The organism is Pseudomonas sp. S4_EA_1b (genome assembly GCF_016307435.1).
GTDB classification, from domain to species: domain Bacteria; phylum Pseudomonadota; class Gammaproteobacteria; order Pseudomonadales; family Pseudomonadaceae; genus Aquipseudomonas; species Aquipseudomonas rhodesiae.
Window position 1 is genome coordinate 1 of record NZ_JAEILC010000076.1, and the last position, 23,936, is coordinate 23,936.

Annotated in this window: 36 protein-coding genes; 34 read left to right on the top strand and 2 right to left on the bottom strand. The window is 58.0% G+C overall.

Translation table 11 applies throughout. The annotated features are described in order from the left end of the window. The first annotated feature begins 158 nt into the window (after nt 1-158). The 23 genes from YA0848_RS22480 to YA0848_RS22590 all read left to right on the top strand — a co-directional run bounded on the left by YA0848_RS22480 (nt 159) and on the right by YA0848_RS22590 (nt 14,170). Nucleotides 159-395 (top strand): hypothetical protein, encoded by a 237-nt coding sequence (locus YA0848_RS22480; protein WP_065327563.1) that lies wholly within the window; start codon nt 159-161, stop codon nt 393-395. Between the two features lie 11 nt (nt 396-406). Then, nucleotides 407-829: a hypothetical protein gene (locus YA0848_RS22485; RefSeq protein ID WP_141678434.1), complete on the top strand. Its 423-nt coding sequence runs from the start codon at nt 407-409 to the stop codon at nt 827-829. Then, nucleotides 826-1,686: a hypothetical protein gene (locus YA0848_RS22490; RefSeq protein WP_065327562.1), complete on the top strand. Its 861-nt coding sequence runs from the start codon at nt 826-828 to the stop codon at nt 1,684-1,686. Before YA0848_RS22485 ends, YA0848_RS22490 begins: the two co-directional genes overlap by 4 nt. Nucleotides 1,687-1,756: 70 nt before the next feature. Next, nucleotides 1,757-3,022: a hypothetical protein gene (locus tag YA0848_RS22495; RefSeq protein ID WP_065327561.1), complete on the top strand. Its 1,266-nt coding sequence runs from the start codon at nt 1,757-1,759 to the stop codon at nt 3,020-3,022. Between the two features lie 71 nt (nt 3,023-3,093). Beyond that, nucleotides 3,094-3,399 (top strand): hypothetical protein, encoded by a 306-nt coding sequence (locus YA0848_RS22500; protein WP_065327560.1) that lies wholly within the window; start codon nt 3,094-3,096, stop codon nt 3,397-3,399. A 46-nt stretch (nt 3,400-3,445) separates the two neighbouring features. After that, nucleotides 3,446-3,895, top strand: a complete 450-nt coding sequence (locus YA0848_RS22505; protein ID WP_065327559.1) for a hypothetical protein — start codon at nt 3,446-3,448, stop codon at nt 3,893-3,895. A 33-nt stretch (nt 3,896-3,928) separates the two neighbouring features. Next, the gene (locus YA0848_RS22510; protein ID WP_065327558.1) at nt 3,929-4,243 is read left to right on the top strand and encodes a hypothetical protein; all 315 of its coding nucleotides are present in this window, start codon (nt 3,929-3,931) and stop codon (nt 4,241-4,243) included. Next, entirely contained in the window at nt 4,240-4,407 is a 168-nt protein-coding gene (locus YA0848_RS22515) for a hypothetical protein (RefSeq protein WP_176707251.1), read from the top strand. The genes YA0848_RS22510 and YA0848_RS22515 overlap by 4 nt, the downstream gene beginning before the upstream one ends. Before the next feature lie 166 nt (nt 4,408-4,573). Continuing rightward, the gene (locus YA0848_RS22520) at nt 4,574-5,557 is read left to right on the top strand and encodes a ParB/RepB/Spo0J family partition protein (RefSeq protein ID WP_065327557.1); all 984 of its coding nucleotides are present in this window, start codon (nt 4,574-4,576) and stop codon (nt 5,555-5,557) included. Nucleotides 5,558-5,979: 422 nt separating this feature from the next. Further along, entirely contained in the window at nt 5,980-7,257 is a 1,278-nt protein-coding gene (locus tag YA0848_RS22525; protein ID WP_141678433.1) for a DUF5623 domain-containing protein, read from the top strand. 89 nt (nt 7,258-7,346) lie between these two features. Next, entirely contained in the window at nt 7,347-7,769 is a 423-nt protein-coding gene (locus YA0848_RS22530) for a hypothetical protein (RefSeq protein WP_065327555.1), read from the top strand. Between the two features lie 71 nt (nt 7,770-7,840). After that, entirely contained in the window at nt 7,841-8,536 is a 696-nt protein-coding gene (locus YA0848_RS22535) for a hypothetical protein (RefSeq protein ID WP_083196144.1), read from the top strand. Nucleotides 8,537-8,571: 35 nt separating this feature from the next. After that, on the top strand, nt 8,572-8,790 hold the full coding sequence (locus YA0848_RS22540) for a hypothetical protein (RefSeq protein WP_065327554.1): 219 nt from the start codon (nt 8,572-8,574) through the stop codon (nt 8,788-8,790). A 68-nt stretch (nt 8,791-8,858) separates the two neighbouring features. Further along, nucleotides 8,859-9,245 (top strand): hypothetical protein, encoded by a 387-nt coding sequence (locus YA0848_RS22545; protein ID WP_065327553.1) that lies wholly within the window; start codon nt 8,859-8,861, stop codon nt 9,243-9,245. 106 nt (nt 9,246-9,351) lie between these two features. After that, a complete protein-coding gene (locus tag YA0848_RS22550; protein ID WP_065327552.1) occupies nt 9,352-9,774 on the top strand; it encodes a hypothetical protein in 423 nt (140 codons plus the stop codon). A gap of 70 nt (nt 9,775-9,844) precedes the next feature. After that, nucleotides 9,845-10,267 carry a hypothetical protein gene (locus YA0848_RS22555; RefSeq protein WP_065327551.1) on the top strand — a complete coding sequence of 141 codons (423 nt, stop codon included), beginning with the start codon at nt 9,845-9,847 and terminating at the stop codon, nt 10,265-10,267. An 18-nt stretch (nt 10,268-10,285) separates the two neighbouring features. Next, on the top strand, nt 10,286-10,645 hold the full coding sequence (locus YA0848_RS22560; protein ID WP_065327550.1) for a hypothetical protein: 360 nt from the start codon (nt 10,286-10,288) through the stop codon (nt 10,643-10,645). Nucleotides 10,646-10,867: 222 nt separating this feature from the next. Next, nucleotides 10,868-11,089 (top strand): hypothetical protein, encoded by a 222-nt coding sequence (locus tag YA0848_RS22565; protein WP_065327549.1) that lies wholly within the window; start codon nt 10,868-10,870, stop codon nt 11,087-11,089. Nucleotides 11,090-11,228: 139 nt separating this feature from the next. Then, the gene (locus YA0848_RS22570) at nt 11,229-11,936 is read left to right on the top strand and encodes a hypothetical protein (RefSeq protein WP_141678431.1); all 708 of its coding nucleotides are present in this window, start codon (nt 11,229-11,231) and stop codon (nt 11,934-11,936) included. A gap of 55 nt (nt 11,937-11,991) precedes the next feature. Next, a complete protein-coding gene (locus tag YA0848_RS22575) occupies nt 11,992-12,534 on the top strand; it encodes a hypothetical protein (protein ID WP_065327547.1) in 543 nt (180 codons plus the stop codon). A gap of 11 nt (nt 12,535-12,545) precedes the next feature. Then, nucleotides 12,546-13,037: a hypothetical protein gene (locus tag YA0848_RS22580; protein ID WP_065327546.1), complete on the top strand. Its 492-nt coding sequence runs from the start codon at nt 12,546-12,548 to the stop codon at nt 13,035-13,037. 19 nt (nt 13,038-13,056) lie between these two features. Further along, nucleotides 13,057-13,329, top strand: a complete 273-nt coding sequence (locus tag YA0848_RS22585; RefSeq protein WP_083196143.1) for a hypothetical protein — start codon at nt 13,057-13,059, stop codon at nt 13,327-13,329. Nucleotides 13,330-13,345: 16 nt separating this feature from the next. Further along, nucleotides 13,346-14,170 carry a metallophosphoesterase gene (locus YA0848_RS22590; RefSeq protein WP_065327545.1) on the top strand — a complete coding sequence of 275 codons (825 nt, stop codon included), beginning with the start codon at nt 13,346-13,348 and terminating at the stop codon, nt 14,168-14,170. Between the two features lie 10 nt (nt 14,171-14,180). Here YA0848_RS22590 and YA0848_RS22595 read toward each other — a convergent pair whose 3' ends face one another. Together YA0848_RS22595 and YA0848_RS22600 are read right to left on the bottom strand one after the other, a co-directional pair. Continuing rightward, nucleotides 14,181-14,726: a GNAT family N-acetyltransferase gene (locus YA0848_RS22595; RefSeq protein ID WP_232925161.1), complete on the bottom strand. Its 546-nt coding sequence runs from the start codon at nt 14,724-14,726 to the stop codon at nt 14,181-14,183. A 38-nt stretch (nt 14,727-14,764) separates the two neighbouring features. Beyond that, complete coding sequence (locus tag YA0848_RS22600) at nt 14,765-16,792, bottom strand: hypothetical protein (protein WP_086250761.1); 2,028 nt, start codon at nt 16,790-16,792, stop codon at nt 14,765-14,767. Nucleotides 16,793-16,965: 173 nt separating this feature from the next. Between YA0848_RS22600 and yejK the strand changes: the two genes are divergently transcribed. The 11 genes from yejK to YA0848_RS22655 all read left to right on the top strand — a co-directional run. After that, the gene (yejK, locus tag YA0848_RS22605; protein ID WP_065327543.1) at nt 16,966-17,973 is read left to right on the top strand and encodes a nucleoid-associated protein YejK; all 1,008 of its coding nucleotides are present in this window, start codon (nt 16,966-16,968) and stop codon (nt 17,971-17,973) included. Nucleotides 17,974-18,134: 161 nt separating this feature from the next. After that, complete coding sequence (locus YA0848_RS22610; protein ID WP_065327542.1) at nt 18,135-18,377, top strand: hypothetical protein; 243 nt, start codon at nt 18,135-18,137, stop codon at nt 18,375-18,377. Nucleotides 18,378-18,625: 248 nt separating this feature from the next. Beyond that, nucleotides 18,626-19,054, top strand: a complete 429-nt coding sequence (locus YA0848_RS22615) for a hypothetical protein (protein ID WP_065327541.1) — start codon at nt 18,626-18,628, stop codon at nt 19,052-19,054. Nucleotides 19,055-19,077: 23 nt separating this feature from the next. Next, nucleotides 19,078-19,335 (top strand): hypothetical protein, encoded by a 258-nt coding sequence (locus YA0848_RS22620; protein ID WP_065327540.1) that lies wholly within the window; start codon nt 19,078-19,080, stop codon nt 19,333-19,335. A gap of 14 nt (nt 19,336-19,349) precedes the next feature. After that, nucleotides 19,350-19,628, top strand: a complete 279-nt coding sequence (locus YA0848_RS22625; RefSeq protein WP_065327539.1) for a hypothetical protein — start codon at nt 19,350-19,352, stop codon at nt 19,626-19,628. A 10-nt stretch (nt 19,629-19,638) separates the two neighbouring features. Next, nucleotides 19,639-20,133, top strand: coding sequence for a ParB/RepB/Spo0J family partition protein (locus tag YA0848_RS22630; protein ID WP_083196142.1), 495 nt, complete (start codon nt 19,639-19,641; stop codon nt 20,131-20,133). Then, nucleotides 20,123-20,341: a hypothetical protein gene (locus YA0848_RS22635; protein ID WP_065327537.1), complete on the top strand. Its 219-nt coding sequence runs from the start codon at nt 20,123-20,125 to the stop codon at nt 20,339-20,341. Before YA0848_RS22630 ends, YA0848_RS22635 begins: the two co-directional genes overlap by 11 nt. A 262-nt stretch (nt 20,342-20,603) precedes the next feature. Further along, nucleotides 20,604-21,380: a protein KlaA gene (locus tag YA0848_RS22640; protein ID WP_065327536.1), complete on the top strand. Its 777-nt coding sequence runs from the start codon at nt 20,604-20,606 to the stop codon at nt 21,378-21,380. 50 nt (nt 21,381-21,430) lie between these two features. Further along, a complete protein-coding gene (locus tag YA0848_RS22645) occupies nt 21,431-22,558 on the top strand; it encodes a toxic anion resistance protein (RefSeq protein WP_332874091.1) in 1,128 nt (375 codons plus the stop codon). Continuing rightward, nucleotides 22,558-23,601, top strand: coding sequence for a hypothetical protein (locus tag YA0848_RS22650; RefSeq protein WP_065327534.1), 1,044 nt, complete (start codon nt 22,558-22,560; stop codon nt 23,599-23,601). The genes YA0848_RS22645 and YA0848_RS22650 overlap by 1 nt, the downstream gene beginning before the upstream one ends. A gap of 123 nt (nt 23,602-23,724) precedes the next feature. Next, nucleotides 23,725-23,936 (top strand): hypothetical protein (locus YA0848_RS22655; protein WP_198731431.1); only part of this gene is annotated, 212 nt, incomplete at its 3' end.

The window sequence follows — 23,936 nt, forward strand, 5'->3', positions numbered from 1 at the left end:
GGTTTCCGGCTTACAACCCCATACTGCAGGCTCTATGTATTCTGGCGATATCGATCAGCAATCAAGCACCTTGTGCACGGCGGCGGTGGCCTCCGACGAGGCAGAATTGTTGCTCTGAAACAGACTCAATGGCGCCAGCGACCTATCCAGGGAACATCATGAAAACTGAAGCCGCGAACGATTTTGCCCAACACATCCTGGCCGAGGTGAAACGCCTCGAGGACCTCGCTAAGAGCTGCGCTGTGCAATACGCAGAGACTGACAGTGCAGAGAGCAAAGCGTCCTTCCAGCGCTATTCGTTTGCCGCAGCAGAGATGCGCAAGCTGCATGGCCCGGCCTGCCAGGCCTTCCACGCGGTAGAAGCCTTGATCCCGGCTGGCACCAAGCTCGACTAGGCCTGCAACAGATGGATATCGAGCAGTTCATCCGGGAGGCAGCCGCGCGGGGATGGTCCAAAACCCAGACCCGGCTCGCCCTAGAGATGAGCAGTTATAAGTTCTGGGCGATCCTCGGCGCCATGCCCGCTCTGACTTGGGCTAAACGAGGAACCACTCTCGGCAACAAGCTCGGAAACGCTCGTCGAAAAACTAGCGCTGCAGTTACAGCTGCCATCACTCGAGCACGGGCCTCCAGGCGCGAGAAAAGCCTCTACAACTGGAATGGCCTGTCGGGAACCATCACCGAACTCGCACGGCATTCGCCGGCTGGCGAGACGACCATCAGGCGCCGCTTGAAGGCTGGAATGCCTGTCGATCAGGCCTTCTCTCTTCCCGCCAACAACAGTACGCCGAACGCAGGTTGGCGAACCACCAATAGGAAGTCATCGTGACCAGCAGCAATCCATTCAACGCCCTTTGCTGGGTCAACCAAACCACCTTTCCGGCCGACCTCGAAGAGGGGCTGGTGGCTCTGGGTGCCCCTGCCGACGTAGCTCGCGATATCAGCTCGGCATACCAGCTCACCTCTGACCGCAACCTCATGCGGTTTTACGAGGAGTACGCCTATGCGACCGAAGATGCCGACTGGCAGAAGTACCTTTGTGCTTTCCTCACGCAGCGCATGGCGCAGTACCAGCTGGCCACTTGCGACGAGGACCAGGAACTGAACTCCTCAGGCAACGAGCACGAGGATCCGAACTCGCCGGAAATCACTGCTCCGGAGCTAATCCAGGTACCCAGCTCTGCTGACAGCTACGGCTTCGGCTACGTCGACGGGACCGACCTCAGCAGCCTGCGCCTCTATCGTGACCACTTGGTTGCCATTCTGGACTCGTTTCCCGAAGGACCTTTGGTTACCGCGGACAAATATCAGCAGGACATCACGCTGCTGAACAAGCTTGCAGATGAAGCTCACGCTCAGATGCAGGAAGCCTTCACTGAGCGAGACGAAGTTATCTCGCGCCACGAAGGCGATGGCACTACAAGCAACAAATACAAAGCTGAGCTCTATGACGAGGTCTGGCAGAAGGCCCGCGTTCTCGGGTTTAGCAATGTGACGATGGCCCTTGATGCGCTGCACAAGGTCAGCGTGAAGCCCGAGCTGCTCGAAGCAGCCCGCAAGGCATATGCCCGCCTCAAAAGCCGCACCGGCACAGACAGCGGCGCGGCCATCAACATAGCGGATCACTGCGATATGCAGGCATTCGAAGGCTTCTTCGGCAAGGCGCCCATCGAAACACCAGCCTGAGCAGCCATTGTTTCACCTGTAACCGTACATGCTACGTACCACACCTGGCCCCCAGGCCCTGGAGAAAAGAATGACCACCCAAACTCAAAAGCCTGAAACTCCCACCAGCTCGGCACCTACCCAGCCTAAGCCATTCAGCAATGTGAACGACTGGTTTCTGGCTCAAGAGCCCGGTCGCCAGGATGTTCTACGCGAGGACAAGTGGATGCTTGCCAGCGCGGCGTTCGACGCAGGCCTGCGCTCCGGGGCTGCCGGCAATGGCGTGACGGTCATCGGTTTCCGCTGCCGGCCGACGGGGAGCAGCTCTGAAACCGAGTGGACCCACGTCTACCACCGTGCCCCGGATAGCTTCGAGATCCGAGAATGCGAGATCCAGAGTATCAGTGTCCCTACCCCCGCTGAGCAGCCTCAAGGCGCCCCGATCGCTCACATCGACAGCTCAACTGACTCCGGGGTAACCCTTACCTCTGCAGGGCATGACCGAATCAGCGAGATCGATGATGCGCCTCTGTACCTGGGCGCAGCGGCTTCCGTCCAGCATGCCCCAGTGCCGAAGAACTATGAGGCCCGCGTGGACTTCTTGGTGGCCCTTCTTGAGGCCGGCCTGAAGAAGTGGGAAGACAACCAGGACGACGACCGCGACCAGCTGCTGGTGCTGGCTGATACCGTGGCCCCCTTGTTTACCAGCTTTGCCGCCGACTCGACTCATGCGGTTGCTCTACAAGCGGCCTTGGGCATCGTCGACAAGCTGATTCACACAGCCAATCAGCCCAGTCGCGATGACTTGCAGAGTGCTCGGACCAAGATCGAAAGCAGCCTCCTGTCCCTCTACGGTACAGCTGCCCCGCAGAGTGGTGACGATAGCAGCACCCTTGCAAGGGTTTGCGATCTGCTGGGCATTGGTACGGCTGCACGGACACCATCCGTCATTCTGACGAACATTTCGAACCTCAAGCACTTCTCCGACCTGTTGGACGCGGTCGAGCATGACTTCTTCATGGTGCCGGGCGAGCCTTCGGATGAACCGGAGGATGAAGGTTGCGAGCCTGACGACGTGTGCCTGTTGAACCGCTGGGGTTCCAGCCGAGAGCAATACGTCGAGCAGTTCCGCAAGGCACTTCCGCGTTTGCTGCTCGAAATGGACGTTCTGCAGCCACCGGCTGCGTATGAGCATGTTTTGGACATGGGCGAGGGCCAGCAGCGGACTTCCTTGACGCCTCACAACAACAATCCATTCGGCAAGCCTGGAATCGACTATGACAGCGCCTTCTCGGTGACGTCTGAGCCGCTTTTCCGTGCCCGCAAAGCACTGGCCAGCCGATCGGATAACGCCTGACAAGCTGCGTTGCAGTTTTGGGGACTGATGAGAAGCTTTGCTCATCACCAACACCGGCCAGGATCACCAAGATGACCCATACCCATACCTTCGACAGCACCGGCGATGCCTACGACGCGACTCAGTGTGACGATGACGTCCTCGGCGGGCATGCACTGCTGGTGCTGGATGAAGGTGTGGTGGGTCTTTCCTGGACCTGGCCGGTGGCTGTGACCACTGCTTCGGGCGAACTGCATGAGATGGGCGACGACCCGGCAAAGGTCATCGTTGATGCCGGCTGGACTACTCCCCAGATTCAGCACGCCGTCGCACTTGCTGATGAGCACAACTTCCCAGTTGCTGATTGGGCTCGGAAGGCTGCTTCGGAAAGCGCCTAACCTCAGCAAGCCTAACCCCATACCACTTCCAACGAGAGCACCTGCCATGTCCAAGACTGCGCCATTCAGCTGGATCGTTCGTTTCGATGTCGCCCAGGAGTGGGTGGCTGATGGTTTCGTATTCAGTGACCAGCGAGCCCTGGAGATGCTGGGCGCCGACCTGAGCAGCGCATGCATGTCCACTGAGCTGGCAGCCGCGGTTCTTGCTGCCCCCAGTCCGCTGCGCATTGCTAGCGAACAAGGCTACGGTAAGAACCATCCCCAGGCTGACGCAGCAGTTGCCGAGATCGTGGCCGGCACTCCGAAAGCGAAACCGGGCGAAACCGTTCTGGAATCTGCATTGGTAAATGCGATCAAGCTGCTGGACTCCGTTGCCTTCGTGCAGCATGAGAACGACAACACTGGCGGTGTCCTCTCGGAACTGCGTGATGCGCTGGCGCTGGTGCAGGGCAAAGACCCTATCTCGAATATTCGCTGGGTACCGACTCCGGCCTAACAGCTCACAGCACTGACAATCAAAGGCAAAAATATGAAGTACACCTGGGAAGAGTGCGACATCCACGTGGGACGCCAGGTCGACTCCCACAACCGGGCTGAACGTTATGTCATCGGCTATGACCCTCGCCGCAATCACGAGGATGGCAATCTGACCTTGGTCAGTCTGCGCGATGGCATGCAGCTCACCCAAGAGCACACCGAGGCCTCTTTGGCCGACTACCTCAGCGACAAAGGTAGTGAAAACTCGCGCCATGCTTACCGACCCGTTGACATCCGCCAGGACGACATTCCTTCCCAGGTGACGGAATCACTTGCTGATTCGGTGCCAGAGGAGGCCAAGCCGTGACGATCAAGCTCAAATCGACGAATGCCATGACTGGTGATATTGCCGAATACACGCTTGCCGAGCGGAGCTATGAGGCGGCAGTGAGCGCCTTCTGGCATTTTCTTCGCGGCCGCGGTTGGAGTGCAGCTCAAATTGCCGCGTCGAAAGTGGAACGAGCTGCTTAGACGACACGGCCCAGGCAAGCCTGCATCACGAGCAGAAAGTACTTTCCAAATTTCTCAGTTGGTACTGAAAGCCGGGCCCAAAGCGCGCTTGCATATTTCCAGACATCCGTAGAGTAGAAGTCGTAAGGCACAAAGCCACTTAGACGACTTCCGATGGAGCGACATCATGAGCCAGCAAGAAATGATCCTCGACCAATCCGCCATCCCCTCTTCCGAGTTCAAGTTCGACTTGCTGCTGGGTGGCATCAAAGCTGCTATGAGCGGTGCCAAGTCCCGCGACCTCTGGATGATCGAGACCAAGGATATCGAGAAGATCCACGTTCTTGATGGCCTGAACGTCCGCATCAAGGACGAAGCCCTGGCGGAGCACATCCGCAGCCTGGCAAACAAGATGAAAGCTGAAGGCTTCAAGGCCTCCAAGCCTCTGGAAGTGGTTGTCCTCGAAGAAGGTGGCCAAAGTCGCCTGGTAGTCACCGACGGTCACTGCCGTCTGGCTGCGGTCAAGATCGCGATCGCCGAAGGCGCTGAGATCCAGCAAATTCCGTGCGTAGCTCTGCCGGCGAAAGGCACTTCGCTGCAGGACCTGGTTGCAGGTCTGGTAACCAGCAACACCGGCAAACCCCTGACCACCTTCGAGACTGCCCTGGTCTGCAAGCGCCTGTTCGGCTACGGCTGGAAGGAAGCCCAGATTGCTGAGCGCCTGGCCTTTGGTGAGGCTTACGTGAACATGCTGCTGGAGCTGGTCTCTGCACCGCTGTCGATCGTCACCATGGTGCAGAACGGCGAAGTCGCGGCCACTTTCGCGGTCGAGATGATGCGCAAGCACCGTGATCAGGCGGTTGAAGTCCTCAAGCAAGGCCTGACCGCCGCCAAGGCTGCCGGTAAGAGCCGCGTCACCAACGCTTACCTGCCGGGCGCCGCCCTGAAGAAGCTGGTGAAGCGCCAGGCTGACAGCCTGTACGAGACCGCCAAGAGCATTACCCAGGATCCTGGCTACACCAGCCTGTCCGATGAAACCCGCGGCAAGCTTGACCAGCTGCTGGCCGATATCGCAGAGCGCGAGAAGACCCTCGAAGCGAAGATGAAGAAAGCGGCCGCCGAGGGCGAGCAGGAACAGCAGGAAGAGAAAGAAGAGGAAACCGAGGCCTAACCCCCCACCCGCGCCTGCCGGGCCCCCAAGCAGGCCCGATCCCCTGGAGGTTCGTCACGGCTCCTCCAGGGCTGTATCGGAAAGTGGTCTAGTTGCCGCGCCCATGGCTGAGCCAGAAATGGAACCCATGGGGCGGAAAGTAGCAGGGGCAACCCAGTAAGTCAGACTGGCTAGCTGACCATTAGACCACTCCCCAATGCAGCCGCCGCCCTGGTCGCATGTCCTCGTGCAGGGGGCGAACCGATGGCCAGGTATCCTGCATGAACGCGATATAGTTTTAGCAGGTGCTTGGTGGGCACCTGCAACCCGTCATTGCGAAGCTGCCAGCGGCACTACCTTTCAAACCATCCCGCATGGCCTTTTCAATGGCCCTGATGTGCAGTGGGTGACGGGCAATGCTGCATATGGGCCTGGGAAAGACTATGTCCCCTACCGCAATCCATCCGACCTCTCTCGCCAGCCTCAAGCGTCACGCCAAGTCGATTGGCCGGGAGCTTGGTATAGCTCATCACGAAGCCCTGGATGAAGCAGCTCGCAGGGCCGGCTTCAAAGATCTACGAGACGCCCAGGAGCACCTGGCGAAGCCTGCGGTTCCATTCGAGCATTCGGCTTTCCTGACAGCATACTGGGAGGAGCGCACGGATCTTCTCGATGAGAGCACAAAGATTGGCTGCGGCCGCCTCACGCTTCAGCTCCCTCTAAGGATGCCGCTGGGCGAGCTGGTTTCGGAGGTGTCGCTCGAGAACACGCCATACCTGAGAGGCTTCATCCTTGAGGCCAGCGATCATCTTGAAACCAGGCTCGACTGCTGCTCGGAAGATGATGCGTACACTGCCCTAGGGAGAGCAGCTCGCGCCCTACTTTTCATGGCAGGTACTGGCCTAGCGGGCGAGCCCTCGATTGAGCGCGAGTTGCGCGCCCCATTCCTGTCAGACCATTGCAGCTACTGGTATGACCCTGAGACGAAAGAGCCAGTTACGCTAAGCGAACCCTACAGCAACTACATCTCCGATTCAGACAGAGACAGCCTGAAGTGGAGCGATCTGCACCTGGCTGAAACCAGCTGGAAAGGCATTTATTCACCTGGCAGAGCCCACCCCCTGATTTTCTCCCGATCTGAAGACCTCATTCAGCGGCTGGAGCAACAACTTTCAGCCATGGTTGAAAGCTACAAGTGGGTCAAGCCAGGCATCGATACTGGCAGCTATGCGGCCCAGTTCTACAGTCCCGGCCGGCGCGCAAGTGGGATAGAGAGAACTCCGCGGCCAATGCCATCCCCTCTCGGCGTTGTTCGCAATGGCTCACTTCCCTACGGTTCCCGGACCGGCGGTGAAGCTTCGTTGTGGCGACCGGCTGAGCCAATGCCCCTTGCGTTCCACATGCAGATCGGACCGATCCTTTACGCCCTCACCTACAGCCAGGATGAGCATCCTGCGAAGAAGCTCGCCTACGAGGCGTGGTCTGACCTGAGCCAATGGGTCTGCCATGAGTATTTGCCCAGCGAAGACCTGAACATAGACACGATCTCAGTCTACGAGGGCCCGCTCCTACTGCACTACGATGACAACCAGCAGCGCCTGTCGGCATTGTCCAAAGTCATAGAGCTTCTGGACTCTGGATATCGCGACTGCTCGCCAAAGCGGGAGATACTGAAAACCCTAGGACGGGCTGAGGCTCTTCTTCGAAAGCAGCTGAGCTAATGGCCCTCCAGACGGCGCTATTAGCCCCTTGCATGATCTCCGGGGCGTGAGAACCTGCAGTCATCGGAAACGGCTTATGGAGCCCCCTGATGACTGCTATTCCCCATCCCCTTGATCCTCGTATTGGCGTTCTGATGCGCAACGGTGCGCCAGTTTTCTATGCGTTCCACCAAGGGAACGGGGCCGATCCGATAGAAGGCACCCTCCAGGAGGTTGAGGCTGCCCTTGGCCTGCCGCCCAGGCTTCCCCTGCCCCTGCTTGTTGATGACAACGAGAACCCCCAGGCGCCAGCCAAGCCGCTCGGCAAACTTGGGCGGATTCGTCGTTATGCAGTCACAGTGACGCCCTCAGTCACTCTATACAGCGGCAGTCTCACCTTTGGCGAAACTGTTGAGCATGTCGACGCCCTCAACCGTCGTGATGCGGAAAAGCAGGTCCGGCAACAACTGCGCGAGGCCAACGGCCGATACGGGCCGAAGTACAATGTCGTCGCCCGGCTCGCTGACAACTAGCGCCCCACGAAACCGTTTGTGAGGCTGCACACAGCAGTCTTGCCGTTATATCCGTTCACTAAGGACCTCAAATGCTTTACCTGCTCCTCTGCTCCATGGTCATGCTGGTAGCTATCGTGTCGCTGCATAAGCATATTTTCAAAACGCTGGATTTCCTTCACAGCGGTGAAGGCGCCCGTCCCAACCCTCTCATCCCCATAGTCCCAATGCTTGTCGCAGGAGCGTTCTGCGCGCCACTTCTGGTCCTGTTCTTTGGTGACCTGTTCATCGATGCGGAAAAGGGTTCGCCGATCAACTACGGTCGCGGCCAGATCTACTTCATGCTCGCCGGCTCGCTGGGGCTTCTGGTGATGGGGTTGTTTGCCGCCCGCTCTGCCTGGGTGGAGGGGAAAATTGGGTTCTGGGCCACTGGCCGGCTGACTGTGATGGCTCTGGCCGGTGTTGTCGGCTGCATCTCTGCGTACCAGCACCTGTCATTTTTCAGCACTGACGAAGATGGCATCGCCAATGTTGGCCTAATACGCGAAATGGCCGATCTTGGTGATATGGAACAGTGCGTTAGCGCTATGGCCCTAGTTCAGTTCCGCGACGCAGGCCCCCTCACCTACCGCTGCCCCACCACTGTCCTGTTCAACCGGGACTCTCAGCAGCCCTTCGCGCCATGGCCGGACTATGTTGAGGGCACTAGCCAGAAGCTGGCCGATGCAATAATGACGATTAAAGACGCGACTGAGCGTGGCTACTCGGTGCAGAAGCGGGATCACTAAGAGGGAATCCAGAATCGTGCATCTCAGGAGTCAGCATGAGCGCTCAAACGAAAAAGATATCTGAACTAACAGTCTCTGAATGGGCGGCCAAGTTGCAAACTGCCTATGAGAACCCGATTACGATCACCCTCAATCCTGATGGCTCCGGAATCATTCATAGCAATGACAAAAAGCCTGGGAACACGGCTTACTTTCACAGGCCTGAAGATGCACTGCATTGGTTAGGTCTGCCCGAAACCGAAATTGAGGTCTGACCGGCACCTACGCTTGCATTTTTCTAGGCTGTGCGAGCATCGAAGTATTTCGCACACGGAGAAAGATGATGAAGACCACTGCCGCTCAGGACGCCGCAATCAAGGCCGCCAATGCGATCCTCGCAAAGGCCGGCCTACCAAAGTACAGCCCGCGGCAGTACCCCACCCTGGAGCTTGAGGGCGTAGATTCGCCCATAGCGGTAGATCTCTCACGCCTGGTCAGGGTTTCGCCTAGCCCCTTCCAGTCGCAGTGGGAGGTTGTCGGTGGTAGCGGGAAGTGGCACAACCGGATTGGTCGGCACGTCGGGGCTCTCGAGATCGTGAACTCTCGAGCACATGGCATTCTGCTTGAGTTCCCCGAAGGCCAGGTTCAGGCCTTCAACCCAATGGACATGTTCCCCTGGAAGGGCGAGCAGGTTCTCTTTCAGAAGCAGCAGCTGTCGCTGGCGGTCTAGCTGTTTGAGAGAATGCCCCACAGGTGGAAAAAAGTGCACCGTTTTGAGTTGCACGGCATCTGCAGGTGCATAGTATGGGAAGCCTCTTTGACAATGAGGCTCCCCCATGAACCCGCTGAAACCAGCGTCCATCTTCCTCTGTGCAGCCCTGACCGGCTGCTCCCCTTCCGACGACCAGTTGGCACCTTGGCCCGAGCAGGATGGCAACTACCTCCAGCTCCAACAATCTCCAAGCGGCGAATGGTTTCTGGCGGGCGCCGTAGTCAAAAGCGGCAAGGCAGCCACCGCTCTCTTCAAAGTGGAAATACCCGCGGATCCTTCGTCTCTGCTCACTCAGCATGTTCCGCTCGCCTCGATTCATGTCCGCGGCTTGGACTGTGAGTCCCTCGTGTTCAAACACCTGATCGTTGATCGGCACTCCCATGTCGAGTCGTACTGGATGGCTATTCCCAGGGGGAGAACCGTCGTAAAGCCTTCCTGCCAGATCAAGAACCCTCCAGAAAAATGGCGGTTCGTGGATGGGGCCTAATGCGGCCTTGCGCTTTCGAAGAAACATGGATGATTGAGGTATACCCAATTCATCCAAAGGAGATGCCTTGATGGCTACTCATGAACACTGGACCCGCCACCTTCCGGCCGGCGATCAACGCACCGTCGAACTGAGCAAGGCGATCGAGGGTGACAATGAACACCTCTCCAATCTCCTCGATCGCGTCGACACCGTGCTGGAGCAGCGCCTGCAGCGTATTCGCGAAGCTGGGGTAAACGAGAGTTCTGGCTACTCCATCGACCAGATCGAACGCGCCAAGGCACTTGTGGGCCGTGAGCTGGTGCAGGGCACGTTGCGCGCAGCGAACATCCTGCACCAGGAAGCCCGCTTCATGTTGACCTCTACCTCCGAGGTTACCGAACGCCTGGTTGACGCCATCGCTGAAAAAACCCTGGAACTCATCAAGCTGCTGAAGCAGCTGGAAAGCACCTGTGCAAGCCTGCAGCTGGTCGCCAATACCACCCGCAGCTGATATCGCGAGAACACCTGAATGACCAAAGTGACTGAAGCCGTTCGCGATGCCATCGCCACGGCACAGAACCAACGCAGCACAGTCCCTGAGCTGCCCAGCGACTGGATCAAGCGTGCTGAGACTGCCATCAAGCAGGAAAGCTTGCCTGCGGTGATGGATGTCGCCGTGGAGCTCGTCGAGTCTCACGCAGGGTATCGAGCCACCTGGGATCATTGGCCGTGGCTGGACACTCTTCGTGATGTCACCCGCGTTGAGCGGGCCCTGCGAAATGCCAAGAAGATCCTGGGCTACGGCGAGCCCGATCGCGCGGTGAAGTACTTCTGCAGGTTTGCCGGCAGCACTGAAGTAACCGCCAAGGCGGCCCTGGGGCTCAACTGACTTCAGGCCCTGAAAAATTCAGGGCCTCATCATGAGGTAACAATGATGCGTATGACCTAAGACCAAATCATCGATGCCATCCGCAATCTGTACAACGACACGAGCGTGCCCCGCAGCGTGACGAAAGACGACCTGGAGCAGATCCAGGAGGAAGTCGAAACCTTGCTGGACACTTTGAAGGACGCCTAACCGCTGGCTGCTGAAGGCACTCGAGGAGAGAACATGACATTCGCCGTTAAACGGACATATGGCAAAGGTGGCCACGATTACCTGCACGCATGGTGCGAAGAGTGGGGCACGGCCTGTATTGGCTCGGTAAAGCGGGCGATGCTCTTCAGCACGCAGAGTGAAGCCGAACAGGCCGCAGCGCGGGCACAACGAACTTGCAAGGGTGTCGGCGGCCTACCCGCCCAAGGCGTCAACTTCACGGCTGTTTCCATCTAACCGCAGCCTGGCCCGCGGCCAGGCCTCCCGAGAGCGCATCCAGGGCGGTGCGCTGTCGAGAGCAACCGACTACGAGTAGAGCGAAATGCCGAGCTTAGGAAAGCACCACTTCACCCATTCGAACCTAGCCGGTGAAAGCATGGAGTTCGATGCAGCGGTAACCGTCACAGACAATGGCGTGTTTAGCATCGTCATCCCCGCCGAACTGGAGGAGATCTGTCTTGGTCTCGGCTATCGGCTTGAGCAACCGCAGAAGAACCTTTTCCTTCGTGGCCGTGATCTTGATCAGCTGAAGAGCCAGGTTCGCAAGGCAATGGAAGAACACCTCAAGACTGAGCGTGTTGCCGAACGGGTCATTGTCTACTCGACAGATCTCAAGGTTGCCTTCTGGCAAAATCCTGACGGCAGCATTGCCCCTAACGGTTATCTCGGGGATGACCGTGAGAAAGGTGGCGACTGGAGTGCCGTCAGCTCGTTATCGGCCACGAAGGTTGCAAGTCACTACCACGTCGGACTGTTCGCACACGTTGTTGACCGGGTCGAGTATCGCCGTGGCGCCGCCGGGACGAAGGTTGCGTACGAGAAAGTAGACATCGGGCGCTTCAACTCGGATGAAAGGATGGACTGGGCGTATCGCCTGAACGCTTTCACCGGCCTCGCCCAGAATTATGAGTGGATGGAAAGCCTGTCCCGTATGCCTTACACCGAAGAGGCCGCAAAATTCTTCCACGACAGCCTGGCCGGTCTATGCCTGCTTGCCAGGCAGATCGATGGTTTCTTCAAGTCCCCTGACGCTCTCCGCCTGGCTATCGAGAAACAAACACCCCTTCTTCAAAGCCCGGCATAGAATTACTCGGCTCTCCCTTCCCCTTCAGCCTGGTAAGAAACGCAGCAGATCCGAGATGAACATGTCCGTAAATCAGCAAACAGTAGACGAATTGAAAGCCCTTTTCCGGGTTGGCCACTGCGTTGATATCTACAAAGCCACAGCTGCCCTGGCCAGGGCGATTACTGAAGAGCTGAAGCCAGTCTCTGAATCCGAGATCAACGCTATCTGGCAGAGCGTGGTTGAGCCGGAAGATTTTGCCTACGTCGTTCAGCAAAACGAAAAAACCCTCTTCGGCATTCCATTGCTGTTTAAGCGATACGCCGAGTTTGTTTCCTCGATAGGTGAGCACCTCGGAATAGAGCTCGATGACGACGACATGATGTGCGATGACTGGATCGCGGACACCATGCCCAAGACCCGCGATATCGCTACTGCATTGATGGAGCTGACCGTGGACTACCTATCAGAGGCCAGCAAGAAGATGAAGGAGGAGACTGGTACCACCCCTGCAGAGGTTTTTGTCCAGTCCATCAATACAGGTGAGTCCTTCCAGCAGTCTCAGGCCCGCCTGCGGCATGCGACTCAGGGGCTACGCGTCGTCAAGCCAAAGGATTAACGGGAGGCGCCATGCCTGATATCAGCCAGAACTTCCTACGCCAGCTGGCAAACCTACAGAATGAACGATCGCCTGATGACGTCCGTTTGCGCCAGGTGCATCTCCAGGGGTACATCCTGGCTCTGCACGAGGCCGAGCTGATAGATGAAGCTGCAAAGCTTCAGCTCGAGCAACTGCTGGAGCTACGCGTCGACCAACGCCTCAGCGCCCTGGATGAAACGCCGGAATACGGCGAGCAGGAAGCAGTGTCCCTGGCTACACCTTCCCTTCACGAGGCGACTGGTAGCGGGAGCCAGGTTCACCGCATTTCCAACCATCCTACCGAGCGCGACCGTCCAGGCCTGCTGATGGCCCGCGCTGCTCTCTTCCGTAGACAGGGGCAGTACGGTGATGCATTCAGCATTTGCGACTTGCTCATTGAGCAGATAGGGCTTTCATGTGCGGAGAAGGAGCCAAGTTACGACGATCTGCTTGTAGCCGCTTCTGTGCAGGATAAACCGTGACATCTCACCAGGTGCAGCGATGAACAACAGGTTCCGAAACCCCATCCTGCGCAACCAGTTCGACTCGATGGTGAGCAAGTACAAGCGCCGCCATAGCGACCTTTTCACTGCTGATGGTGCGCCCCATAGCGGTGCCGGTGGTGGGCAAGCATTCTGGCACGGCTACCGGGGGACAACCTTCGGGGCAGGCTTCGTCACTGCGCATGACAAACAGACGCCGGCATACGCCAGCTGGCGAGCTGGGCAGGCATGCAGAGCCGCAGAAGGCTCTTCGCCGGCCTACCCGCACTAGCCAAGGATTCAACCAGATGCTCAACCGCCAGCTCGTACGTCGCCTCCCCCTCAACCGGCACGGCCGCATTTTCGGCATTGGCGACGTGCACGGCGCATTCGATCTCGTGATCGAGGGCATGAAGGCAGTTCAGTTCGATCGTCGGGTAGACCTCCTTCTGTCCGTGGGCGACCTGATCGACCGTGGTAAGGGATCTCATCGCGTTGCGAAGTTCCTGGACCAGCCCTACGTCCACGCCGTGGCCGGCAATCACGAGGATGAGCTTCGGAAGCTGTATGCCAACGGGGAACCGCCAGAAGAGGTTCTGCGATGGGCTGCACGCCACAACGGCTTCGGATGGTGGCTGGATACAGACAAGGCTACCCGCCAGGCAATCCTGAACGCTATCAGGGATCTGCCCATCGCGATCGAAATCGAAACCACCCGTGGCAGCGTCGGAATCGTCCACGCCGAAGTGCCGATCGGCATGTCCTGGCAGCAGTTCACTGCAAACATCGAAGCTGGGGATGAGCGCACGACACACAGTGCGTTGTGGGGGGAGAGCCGGATCAAGCAGCGGGACCAAAGCGGCGTAGCAGGCATCGGCCGTGTCTTCGTTGGCCACCGCATCCAGTGGAAAGGCATGCAGCGCCTCGGAAACGTCTACGCCATGGACACTGGCGCCACCTTTGCCGAAATTTCGCCTGCAGAGTGCCCAGAGGCCCGACTCACCTTCGCCAACCTGGAAATGGCCACCCTGAAGCTCAGTGAACCACCGAGGAACCCCGGACGCGTCGATCACCGAGACGGGGCAATCCCCTCCAAACCGTTTGGCGCATACGCTCGGCCTGCAGTCAGCTAACTGGGCGAAACTACGTCGTCAGGAAGTGTCTTGCCGTACCCGACCCCGCAGGGACTTCCTCGAACCCCATCTGCTGAAGCAAGCTGATCATCCCGGCCGAAGCAGGCATGCACCGCACCAGCATCCTACGGCCGGTACTGGCCAGTTCGGTGCGGAAGGCATCTATGGCATAGCGGCCAAAGCCTCTCTTCCTCCACTTCGACTTAATCAGAACCACGTTCAGATCTAGGACTGCTGCGTTTTCAGTCGCTCTGAGCACGCACAGTCCAATGGCCTGGCCCTGCACTCTGACCGCGTAGGTCGTCACCATCGCCGGCTTTCCTCGGCTCACGGCCTCATTGGCCGCTTGCAACTCCCAGACGTACTGAACAGCATCAACCATTGTTTTCGGGCCAGTGAAGTGGCCGTTCCCAGCCTCAATCTGCAGCAGCTCAGTAAACCCTTCGATCTCCTCGCTTGTCGCCTGTCCAACCTCTGGCTCGACGTACCTGATGCCTCTGAAAAAACCTGCCGCCTGGCGGAGCCTGTCCCAAATCACACCAATTTCCTTGCTCAATGCTAATAGGGGCCCCGTAGGGCCCAAGCGTTAGTCGATTAGTTCGTTCCAGCCTGCTCGAGGTGCGGGCCGACGTAGGCCACAACGACACGGTTATCGAGCACATCGAAGTAGACCCGCATGCTCTCTACCGGCCCCCACCCGTTCCCTACCCTCAAGCGGTACTCAAAGAACCGCGGAGCCCCCTGGTAGACAAACTCCCTCTGCGCTCGCATCTGGGTGGTGACCTGAACCGTTTGGGACTCTCTGGCGGCAAAGCCATTGCTGAACATCTCGCGGCCCACCTTCCCCATGGGCACGCCCTTGCGCACTTCATCCAGGTACTCGAAGAGCAGCTTGCCCAGCATCTCAATCAGCTTGTCTGGTTGAGCAAAGTGCTCGGCGCTGCGAGCGCTCTTCCAGGCTGAGTCGAGAATCTCGACTCGATCTTTGGCCGTGTAGGAATAGAACCGCAGGATCTCTTCGGGCGAAAGACGCCGGCCTCGTGCGATCCGGCAAGAAAGGGCAGCAAGATCTTCGTCAGCACAACCCAATGGCTGGTCTGGACGCTTCTGCAGCGCCTCGACAAGCTGGTTCAGCCGGAAAACATCCGCTCTAGACTCCTTGAGCTCTCTTTCAAGGGCGTCGTTGGCATTGAGCAGATCGAGCTCCAGATCATTCTTTGACTCATCAGCTGCTGGTGCAGGAGCCTGGGCTGGCGCGATCACAACTGGAGGGGCCTCCACTTGCTCTACCGGCGGGGGAACTGCAGCTGGGGTCTCCTCCACCAGAGCACCAGGATCCTTTGCACGGGCTACTGCAGCACTGAAGCGGTCGATGCTTACGGCGAACCGCTCCATGCGGTCGAGCGCGTCATCAATCATGGTTGGGAGTTTCTTCGACAGCTCATCACCTTTCTGGCTCAGGCTTCCAATTTCTTTGAAATCCCCCTTGTCCCTGAGCAGCGTTGCGAGCTGTTCGTGTAGCTCCTCGATCTCAGAAACCGCATCGTCAATTTCGTCGAAGAGCTCGCACTCCAACTCTGTATTCAGCGAAGCCAGAAAGTTTCTTGCTTCAGCCAAGACCTCATGGTCCCCAAGCTGAACCTCATCAGGGAAAACGATTTTCGATAGGTTCTCTAACCTGAGTTGTGCTCCTGGGTTGAGGTCTAGATCAGACAGTATGGACAGCCTGGTCTGCCAGCTCCCATGGGCACGAACTAGCAGGGTGGTGAATGCGTGAATTACAAGATAAGAGTCCGGTCTAGATGCCAGCATGAACGCTTGAATCGTCTCCAGATAGAAATCGACCGCGTCATTACTGCAAATCAACCTTTGCCGGCTGCAGCGAGAGATTATGTCTGCTAGGTAATATGCAGAAACTTCGGGGCTGCTCTCAAACAGAGGGCTCTCTGCGTTCAGCCCCTGGGAGTCGGTGATCGACTCAATGACGCGACCACCATAAACGTCTTCTAGGCGTTCGTAGCAAGAGATAAGCGCTTCACGGATGATTGGCTGAGGGATGGACATGAGCAAGAGGTGCAGAGCCATGTCCACGACATAAACGTTTTTCCCTCCAGATAGCTCCTCGTCCCTGTTCAGCAGGGTGGATATCAGAACCGCTGACGTGGCAATTTCTCGGCTGAACCCACCGGCATCGCATATTTCCCCTATCTCAGGAATCGCTTCTTCGACCCTATCAAGTAGATGATCCGCCCGCGCCCCAGTTATATCACGGAGTAATCCGTTATACGTTTCTTCACCTAGAAGTCTCACCATCTGCTTATGTAAGTCGACTAGGTCTTTTATTTCGTTTGCTCGCTTGAACCCTATCTTGTCTACGAAGGCCTTAAATACGCCGGGATCCAGAATCGTTAGGGTCAGCAATGCACCGCGTGGAATTGCTTTCAGTGCGCCCTTGGCTCTGCCATTAATCTTTATCCCTGACTCCACTACCTCTCGCCAAAGAGCGTTCATAGCCTCCCGTGAACCAAGCAAGGTTTCCCAGGCTTCGTCGCACGTTTCCTCACGGAAATACAGCATCGGCGGGCGTGCTAAAAAATCGGACTGATCGTTCACTCGGGACATTCTCTTCACCTGACTATGGGGTAATTTTTGCGACGTTGACCCGCTGTTGATGGCAGCCAGCCATCAGCAGTAGGGGCCCATTCTAAGGGGCCAGGTAAGGGACGAATACAGGGTGTTGCACATTGCCTGACTCGTGCGAGCCTGAATGGGCATCCACATACGAGGGGTTCCCCATGCCTGCACGGCACATGCAAATCCACCTGATCGACAAGAAGCCGGACGGCTCGCCAGCCGTCTTGCATCAAAGCGAGACCGAGCTTCCGCTCAACGAAAGCACAGAGAACCTTCTGTTCGACCTGAACGAGGCTTACAACGCCAAGCAGGGGAAAGCCTGGGGCTTCTTCCACGATGAGTCGGGCGCCTATCCCCTCAGCGGCTGGCTGAAAGACTACCTGGACGGTGCGCGGGAATTCGGTGACTTCACCACTACCGCCGTCGAGCACCTTCAACGGCTGATGGAAGAGTCCAACCTTTCCACTGGCGGCCACGTGCTGTTCGCACACTACCAACAGGGCATGACCGACTACCTGTCGATCGCCCTACTGCACCACCGGGAAGGCATCACGGTAAGCGAGAAGCTGGATGTGACGCCGACCAAGCACGTCGACCTCTCGCAGCTGCACCTGGCCGCCCGGATCAACCTCAGCGAGTGGCGAAACAACAAGCAGTCCAAGCAGTACATCTCGTTTATCCGCGGCAAGAACGGCAAGAAGGTCTCGGACTACTTCCGCGACTTCATCGGCTGCCAGGAAGGCGTTGATGCGCCGAGTGAGACGCGCACGCTGCTGAAGGCGTTCAGCGATTTCGTCGAGGCCGAGGATCTGCCTGAAGAGCAAGCTCGCGAGAAGACTGGCACCCTTGTCGACTACGCCACCACCCAGGCCAAGATTGGTCAGCCGATCACCCTGGAAGAATTGTCCGGCCTGATCGATGAGGATCGCCCTCGCGCCTTCTACGAGCACATCCGCAACAAGGATTACGGCATGTCCCCGGAATTTCCGGCCGACAAGCGGACCCTCAACCAGTTCAAGCGCTTCACCGGTCGTGCCGAAGGTCTTTCAATCAGCTTCGATGCGCACCTGCTCGGCAATAAGATCGAGTACGACGAAAGCCGCGACGTGCTGACCATCCGGCAGCCGCCTGTACAGCTTAAGGATCAGATCAAGCGATCGAACGGCTGAGATCCGGCCCTCTGCCCCACTGCCATCCTGCTTGCTGGCCTACCCCAGGTCCTCAGGCAGGATGATTCGCCGGGTTGCGCTTTTCGATCTTGTGGAACAATACCTACATTCAAGTGCTGCTCTGCCTGGTGCTGAGCAGACATGATTGAGAGGACTAGGATATGAACGCAGATCGCAAGCGCCACGCCCAGAAGATCGCCACCTATACCGCCGCTGTTGAGCGTGCTGGCTTTGCTAAGGTCGAAGCCGTGATTGGCTCTCAAGCCGCGGGCAAGTTTGAGCTGGCTGCTGATGCACACCGTCGCCAGCAAGCTGACCACATCGTTGCAGACTTCCTGGCTGACGCGCAGTCGTCGGTCAACGACGATGATTTCGATATCTACGACGTCCTGCGTTCCGCCTAACCAATCCCACCACACGCGTAGAGAAGGGTCGAGGATGAGCAACGCAGTTATTGCTGGGCATCAGTTCCGGGCAGCCATGTGGCGCCGGTACGCGCAAGCCTGGGACGGCCGGAAGACTCCGACTGGCGTCGGGCGTTCGTGGGTTGAGAACATCCTGAAGATCAGCCGCGAGGAATGCATGCGGCGGGCTTGGGAAAGCCTCAATCTTTCACGGAAAACTCAACGGTAGCCTCACTCAATGCGGGCCTATGCGGCATTCGAGCACGACTACTGCTGCATATCTGCAAAAGATCCTTTCTTACGACCGACTGAAGAAACGAGCCGTGGCCAAAGCAGCTACAAAAGACGAGATCGAAACCCTCGAACGAGAAGGATACTCCTTGGGTTGGCAGGATGGTCTCATGATGCGTGAGTGCGCTCCCCCCTTCTCCGTACACTCGGTTCAGGGCCGTAAGTATCTGGCTGGCTACAAGGCAGGCAAACTGCATCGTGAATTCCTCAACGCACGCGGAATGAGGCACGTATCCCGCTCAGTCGAGAAAACCAGCTCTGGATGGCACTGGATAGTCCTTGTCGAGGGACAGCTAGCTGCCAGTGGCTGTGAGAAGACCCGAAAACAAGCAGAGGGGGTTGCCGAAAGCACTGCAATCGATAAAGCCTTCTCCCCCCTCATCTGAAAGCAAGTAACTGAGGAAAGCCCATGAAACTGTTCGTTCTGTTTGGTCAACGTAAGTGCGATTACCCTGGGCAGTACGCCCTGGAGGCCCTGGCCTGCATGGATGAAGTGGGACAGTCTGACAACCCCGACTACCTGGAAGGCGAACACGCCAAGTACCAACAGAGCCAGGAGTTCGATCGGCTGAGCCTCATTCCGCTTGAGGTCAGTGAGAAAGACATTCGCCGTATCATGTACCCCGAAGACCAGGTGGTTTCTGCCACTGTCATTGAGCCCGAGTGATCAAGAGACGCCCTATGGATACCAACCCCACCCTCCACATCGTTACTCGCCTGAATGGCGGTTATGCCCGTGAGGATGCCCCCGAGATCAGTATTATCGGCTGCTTTACAGACGCCGGCGTGGCCCGCTCCGTTGCTCTGGCAACCTCCAGCAAGGTCGTACCTGTGGTTCTGAATTCCGTCGCCGGCGGCCTGTTGGATTCGTTTAAGCAGTTGGGGCTATCCTTCGACCCTCAGGTGCTGTCCTGCACCATCAATGCTCAAGCCCAGATCGAGGGGTCTGACAACAACTAGGTAGCCCACCGTGACCCATGCCACCGCGATTCAAACGAATAAACTCATTGGAAATCGCCGCCGACCAGCCCCGCCTAGCCAGGCGAAAGTAGCCGCTATGGTCGATAGCATTCGTACTCTGGGCAGAATCGTCGAGCCATTGGTGGTCCGTCCTGTTGCAGGTGGCCTTTACGAGATAGTCCAGGGTGAAACGCGCTGGATGGCTGCGAAGCAGCTGAACATCGAGATAATTCCTGTCCAGGTCATTCCTTTTGACGACCACGAAAGCTCCATAGTTTCTGTGATCGGCAATCTGAATCGAGAGGCCATTCAGCCAAGCGAAGTTGTAACTTGGCTTGAAAGCGCGGTCTCGGAGTTTGGAGTGAACGCTGCTGAAATCGTGATGGAGATGCTCCCGGCTCTTCGGGAGATAGCAGCTTCGCATCCAGAGCAAAAAGACCGTATCAATGCCATCCTGCTCAGCTGTGGCGTCGAGCAAGACGAAGGAAATACCGATGAAGCGTGATCTCCTCGCTTCTATCGGTGCCGATGCCAGCCCTCTGGCCCAGGCTGCCAAGAAAGTCCTCCGCGAGGCGCTGGATCGGGTCGAGGTGCATCCGTGCGACGAGGGCGACGACACTATCGCCGCCAAGCAACTCCCTCCCGAGTTGCAGGCACTACTCCAGGCCCTGATTGATGTGGACGAGCAGCACCAGCAGGCCACCGACGACTGAAAGCCGAAACAGCCTCAGCGCGTATGCGTTGGGCTTTCTTTCTTCGTTCGCAAGTAGCAACAACCCCTCAGCCCTCCCCCGCACTCTTAGCCACCTGGCTCCCCAAGACGCCTAACTGCCCCCACAAGTGGGACGAATGCACCACTTGCATATTCCAGTTTCTCTGGAGAATCCGCTCAAGGAATTCCTGCCTGTAAAGGCAATGGCGTTCTAGCGCTGCCCAGCATTGAGCCGGGCATAACGGATTTACAGGAGAGCCCCCATGAACATGCCCGTGGTCACCCTCGACCACCTCAAGAGCCATGTGCTTCCCCAGCTATTCCAAAAGCCGGCAAGCATTGGCGAATACGGCAACCTTGCTACCTCTTCCGCCAATATGGACAAGCTTTCCTCCCTCATGGAGAACGGCGCCGCAAGTGCACTGGCTGCGAAAATCGCAGAGGTCCTGTCCAAGATGGCGGACGCAAGCCCGGAAAAGATCACCAAGCCTCCGACCTGGCTAGAGCGTTTCCTCGGCGGCGGCCTGGAGAAGCAAGTCCGCTACCGAGTAGCCCGCAAGACGCTCGAGCAGCTGCTCAGCGAGGCCGAAGGTCATGCTCAGGGCGTACGTGACACCGTGACCGCCATCGACGTGCTGATCTACAGCCATGGCGAGGAAACCGCCTGCCTGAAGATGTTCATCCAGGCTGGCCGTGAGTACCTGGACGAGCACCCTAACGCCGGTGCTATCGCCGAGGGCTCGCTTGAGTTCGATCGTCCACGCGAACGGCTGGCCCGCAAGCTGGCCAACCTGGCAACCCTTCTGGCTTCCCACGAACTGAGCATCAGCCAGATGAAGCTGAGTCGCGCCCAGGCCGTCGACATGCTCGACCGCTTCAGCGAAACGGTCTCGGTGCTGGTGCCGGTATGGCGCCAGCACACGCTGACGCTGATCACCACCACCCACATGTCCCCGACGATGGTTGCTGAAGCCAGCAAGGCTCACCAGGCGCTGATGAACAGCCTGTCGCACAGCCTCGACGGCATGAAGCACCACTAACCGGCCTTCGCCAATCGAAACCGACTCCTATCGACTCCGAGGTAATTCCCGTGCAAGCACCAGCCATCGTGACCACGTCCACCACAACTACCGCTCTCGCCCTCACCGACCTGCAGGCGCTCGGCCTCCAGGAGCAGGACATCCCCGAGATCAACGCACTGGCGGCTCGAATCCAGGGTGACAATCCGCTCACCGTGGCGGAGTTCGGCCGTGCGGTCGCTGACCATACCTCCCGCTATGCCGACAGCCTTCTGGATCAAGTACGCAACCGCGACCTCGACGACGCCGGCGCCAAACTGACCGAAGTGCTCACCGTGGCCCAGGGCGTCAACGTCAATGCCCTGCTGAACACCCGCTCGCGCGTTCCTGTCGTCGGCCCGCTGATCGATCGCCTCAGCCTCAAGCGCCGCAAAGTCATGGGCGAGTTTGACACCACCCGCCAGCAGATCGAAAAGCTGGTCGCCGAAGTCAACCTGACCCAGTCGGGCATCATCACGCGGAACGCCGGCCTGGAAGACATGTTCCTGTCTGTCCGTGAAGAGCACCGCCTGCTGGGCATCCACATCGCCGCGGGTAAACAGCGCCTGGGCGAATTGACGGTCCAGGCCAACCAGATGCGCGGCGATATCGGCAACGACCCTGCGCGCCTGCAGCAACTGGCCGACCTCGACAACCTGATTTCCAACCTGGACAAGCGTATTGGTGACCTGACGGCCCTGCAGCAATCGGCCATGCAGACATTGCCGACCATCCGGATGATCCAGGCCAACAATCAGATGCTGGTCGACAAGTTCCACTCGATCCGGGAAATCACCGTCCCAGCCTGGAAGCGGCAGTTCATGCTGGCGTTGACCCTGAACGAGCAGCGTAATGCTGTGCTGCTGGCCAACCAGATCGATGACACCACAAACGATCTGCTCAAGCGCAACGCCGAGCTGCTGCACCGCAACTCCGTCGAGACCGCGAAGGCGAACCAGCGCCTGGTAATCGACGTGGACACCCTGAAGGTCGTGCAGGACACGCTGATCAAGACCGTCGAAGAAGTCATCAAGCTGCAGCGTGACGGCGCCGAGAACCGCCAGAAAGCCGAGCGCGAGATCCATGGCATGCGTATCGACCTGCAGAAACGCCTGAGCCGAGTGGAGAACCAGGCCGCCCCCATGAAGGAGTTGCATTGATGAGAGTCCTCTCCGGGTTCCTGGAGAACCTACTCACACAGCTGAAGCCTCCCCAGCAGATGGTGGAGGCACCACGACAGGCGACGCTGGCAGAGAGTTACCAGGAGCCAGTGTCAGCCTTGGCTAATCGAGCGGGGTTGCTACTTCGGTTTGCAGTGATCTCCGGTGGAGTCGCGCTTGCCGCCGGTTTGGCGGCCCTGATCTGCTATGCCGTGGGCTGGAGCCACCTACCCACGTCGGCTATCGACCAGATCGTGATTCCTGAGCATGCGGCTGGTTTGTTCGCCCCTGAAGCCGTATCCCACGGCGGAGGCAGAACAGGGGGTGGTCTCGGCGGCCTATCCGGTGCAACGGCCACTTTTGGCAATGTGAACGACATGCTCTATGACATCGCGACGGGATGGTTACTTCGCGGTCTTGGAATCGCTGCATTGCTTTTCGGCATTGTCACGGCATTAATGCGTCAAAACATCATGCCTTTATTCATGGCTATGCCGCTCCTTATCGCACCCAATATATTGGGCGCGATGTTCGAAGCAACGGACTCCGAAAGCGGCAGGGTCGCTCCAACGGAGAACAAGCTACTGGTTGCCGCCGAAGATAAGGACTACCTCACGATCAAAAAGCTGCTGGGAGAGAAAGCCGACATCGACGACTTCACGAAGGTGTTCATCCTTTCCCAAGCGGCGATCGCGGCCAACGTCCATGAGCCAAAGGTCCTTCTGGAAGTGACGAAGGAACTTCGTTCCAGCGCCTGGGCCAACCTGAGGCGGGACACGCGCTCTGGTAAGCCTGGCTTCTCTATTGATCCTCAGGTGGCCTACGCGATTGAGACGGCAACCGACGGTACAGTCAGCAATCGTAAGGCTGTGGAATACGAGAAAGGTGCACTTCGGAGCTCGGCGTCCTGGAGGTCGGCCGGCTGGCTGGCGGCACTGGCGGCTGTATTCTTCGGAATCATGGCCGTCGGCCCGCTGTCCCTCTCCCAAGTCATCTCGATGCGGCTGAAGCGCCTTCGGGTACTTTTCAGTCAGGCGGACTAATCGTCATCATCCGGCTTCCCGGTCGTATGCATGGCTATGGCCAGTTGGCCCTGTTGTGGGAAACTGGCCATGGTCATCGCAATGCTCGCAGGCTTGATGACACGCCACTGATTGAGGCCCCCCATGACCATCAACGTAGAACCGAATCTACCCGTTGAACTGGAAGTGTTTGAACGCAGGGTTGACGGTTTGCGGACTGTTGAGTTCGGCATCAAGGCCTGGGCATCTGCGTCTGTTCGAGAGTTCTACGCTTCAACAGAACGCTTAGAAAGTGGGCTGATTTACGAGATGAGTTGGGAGCAATTATATATTGCATGGCGGCCGCAAAAACTGAG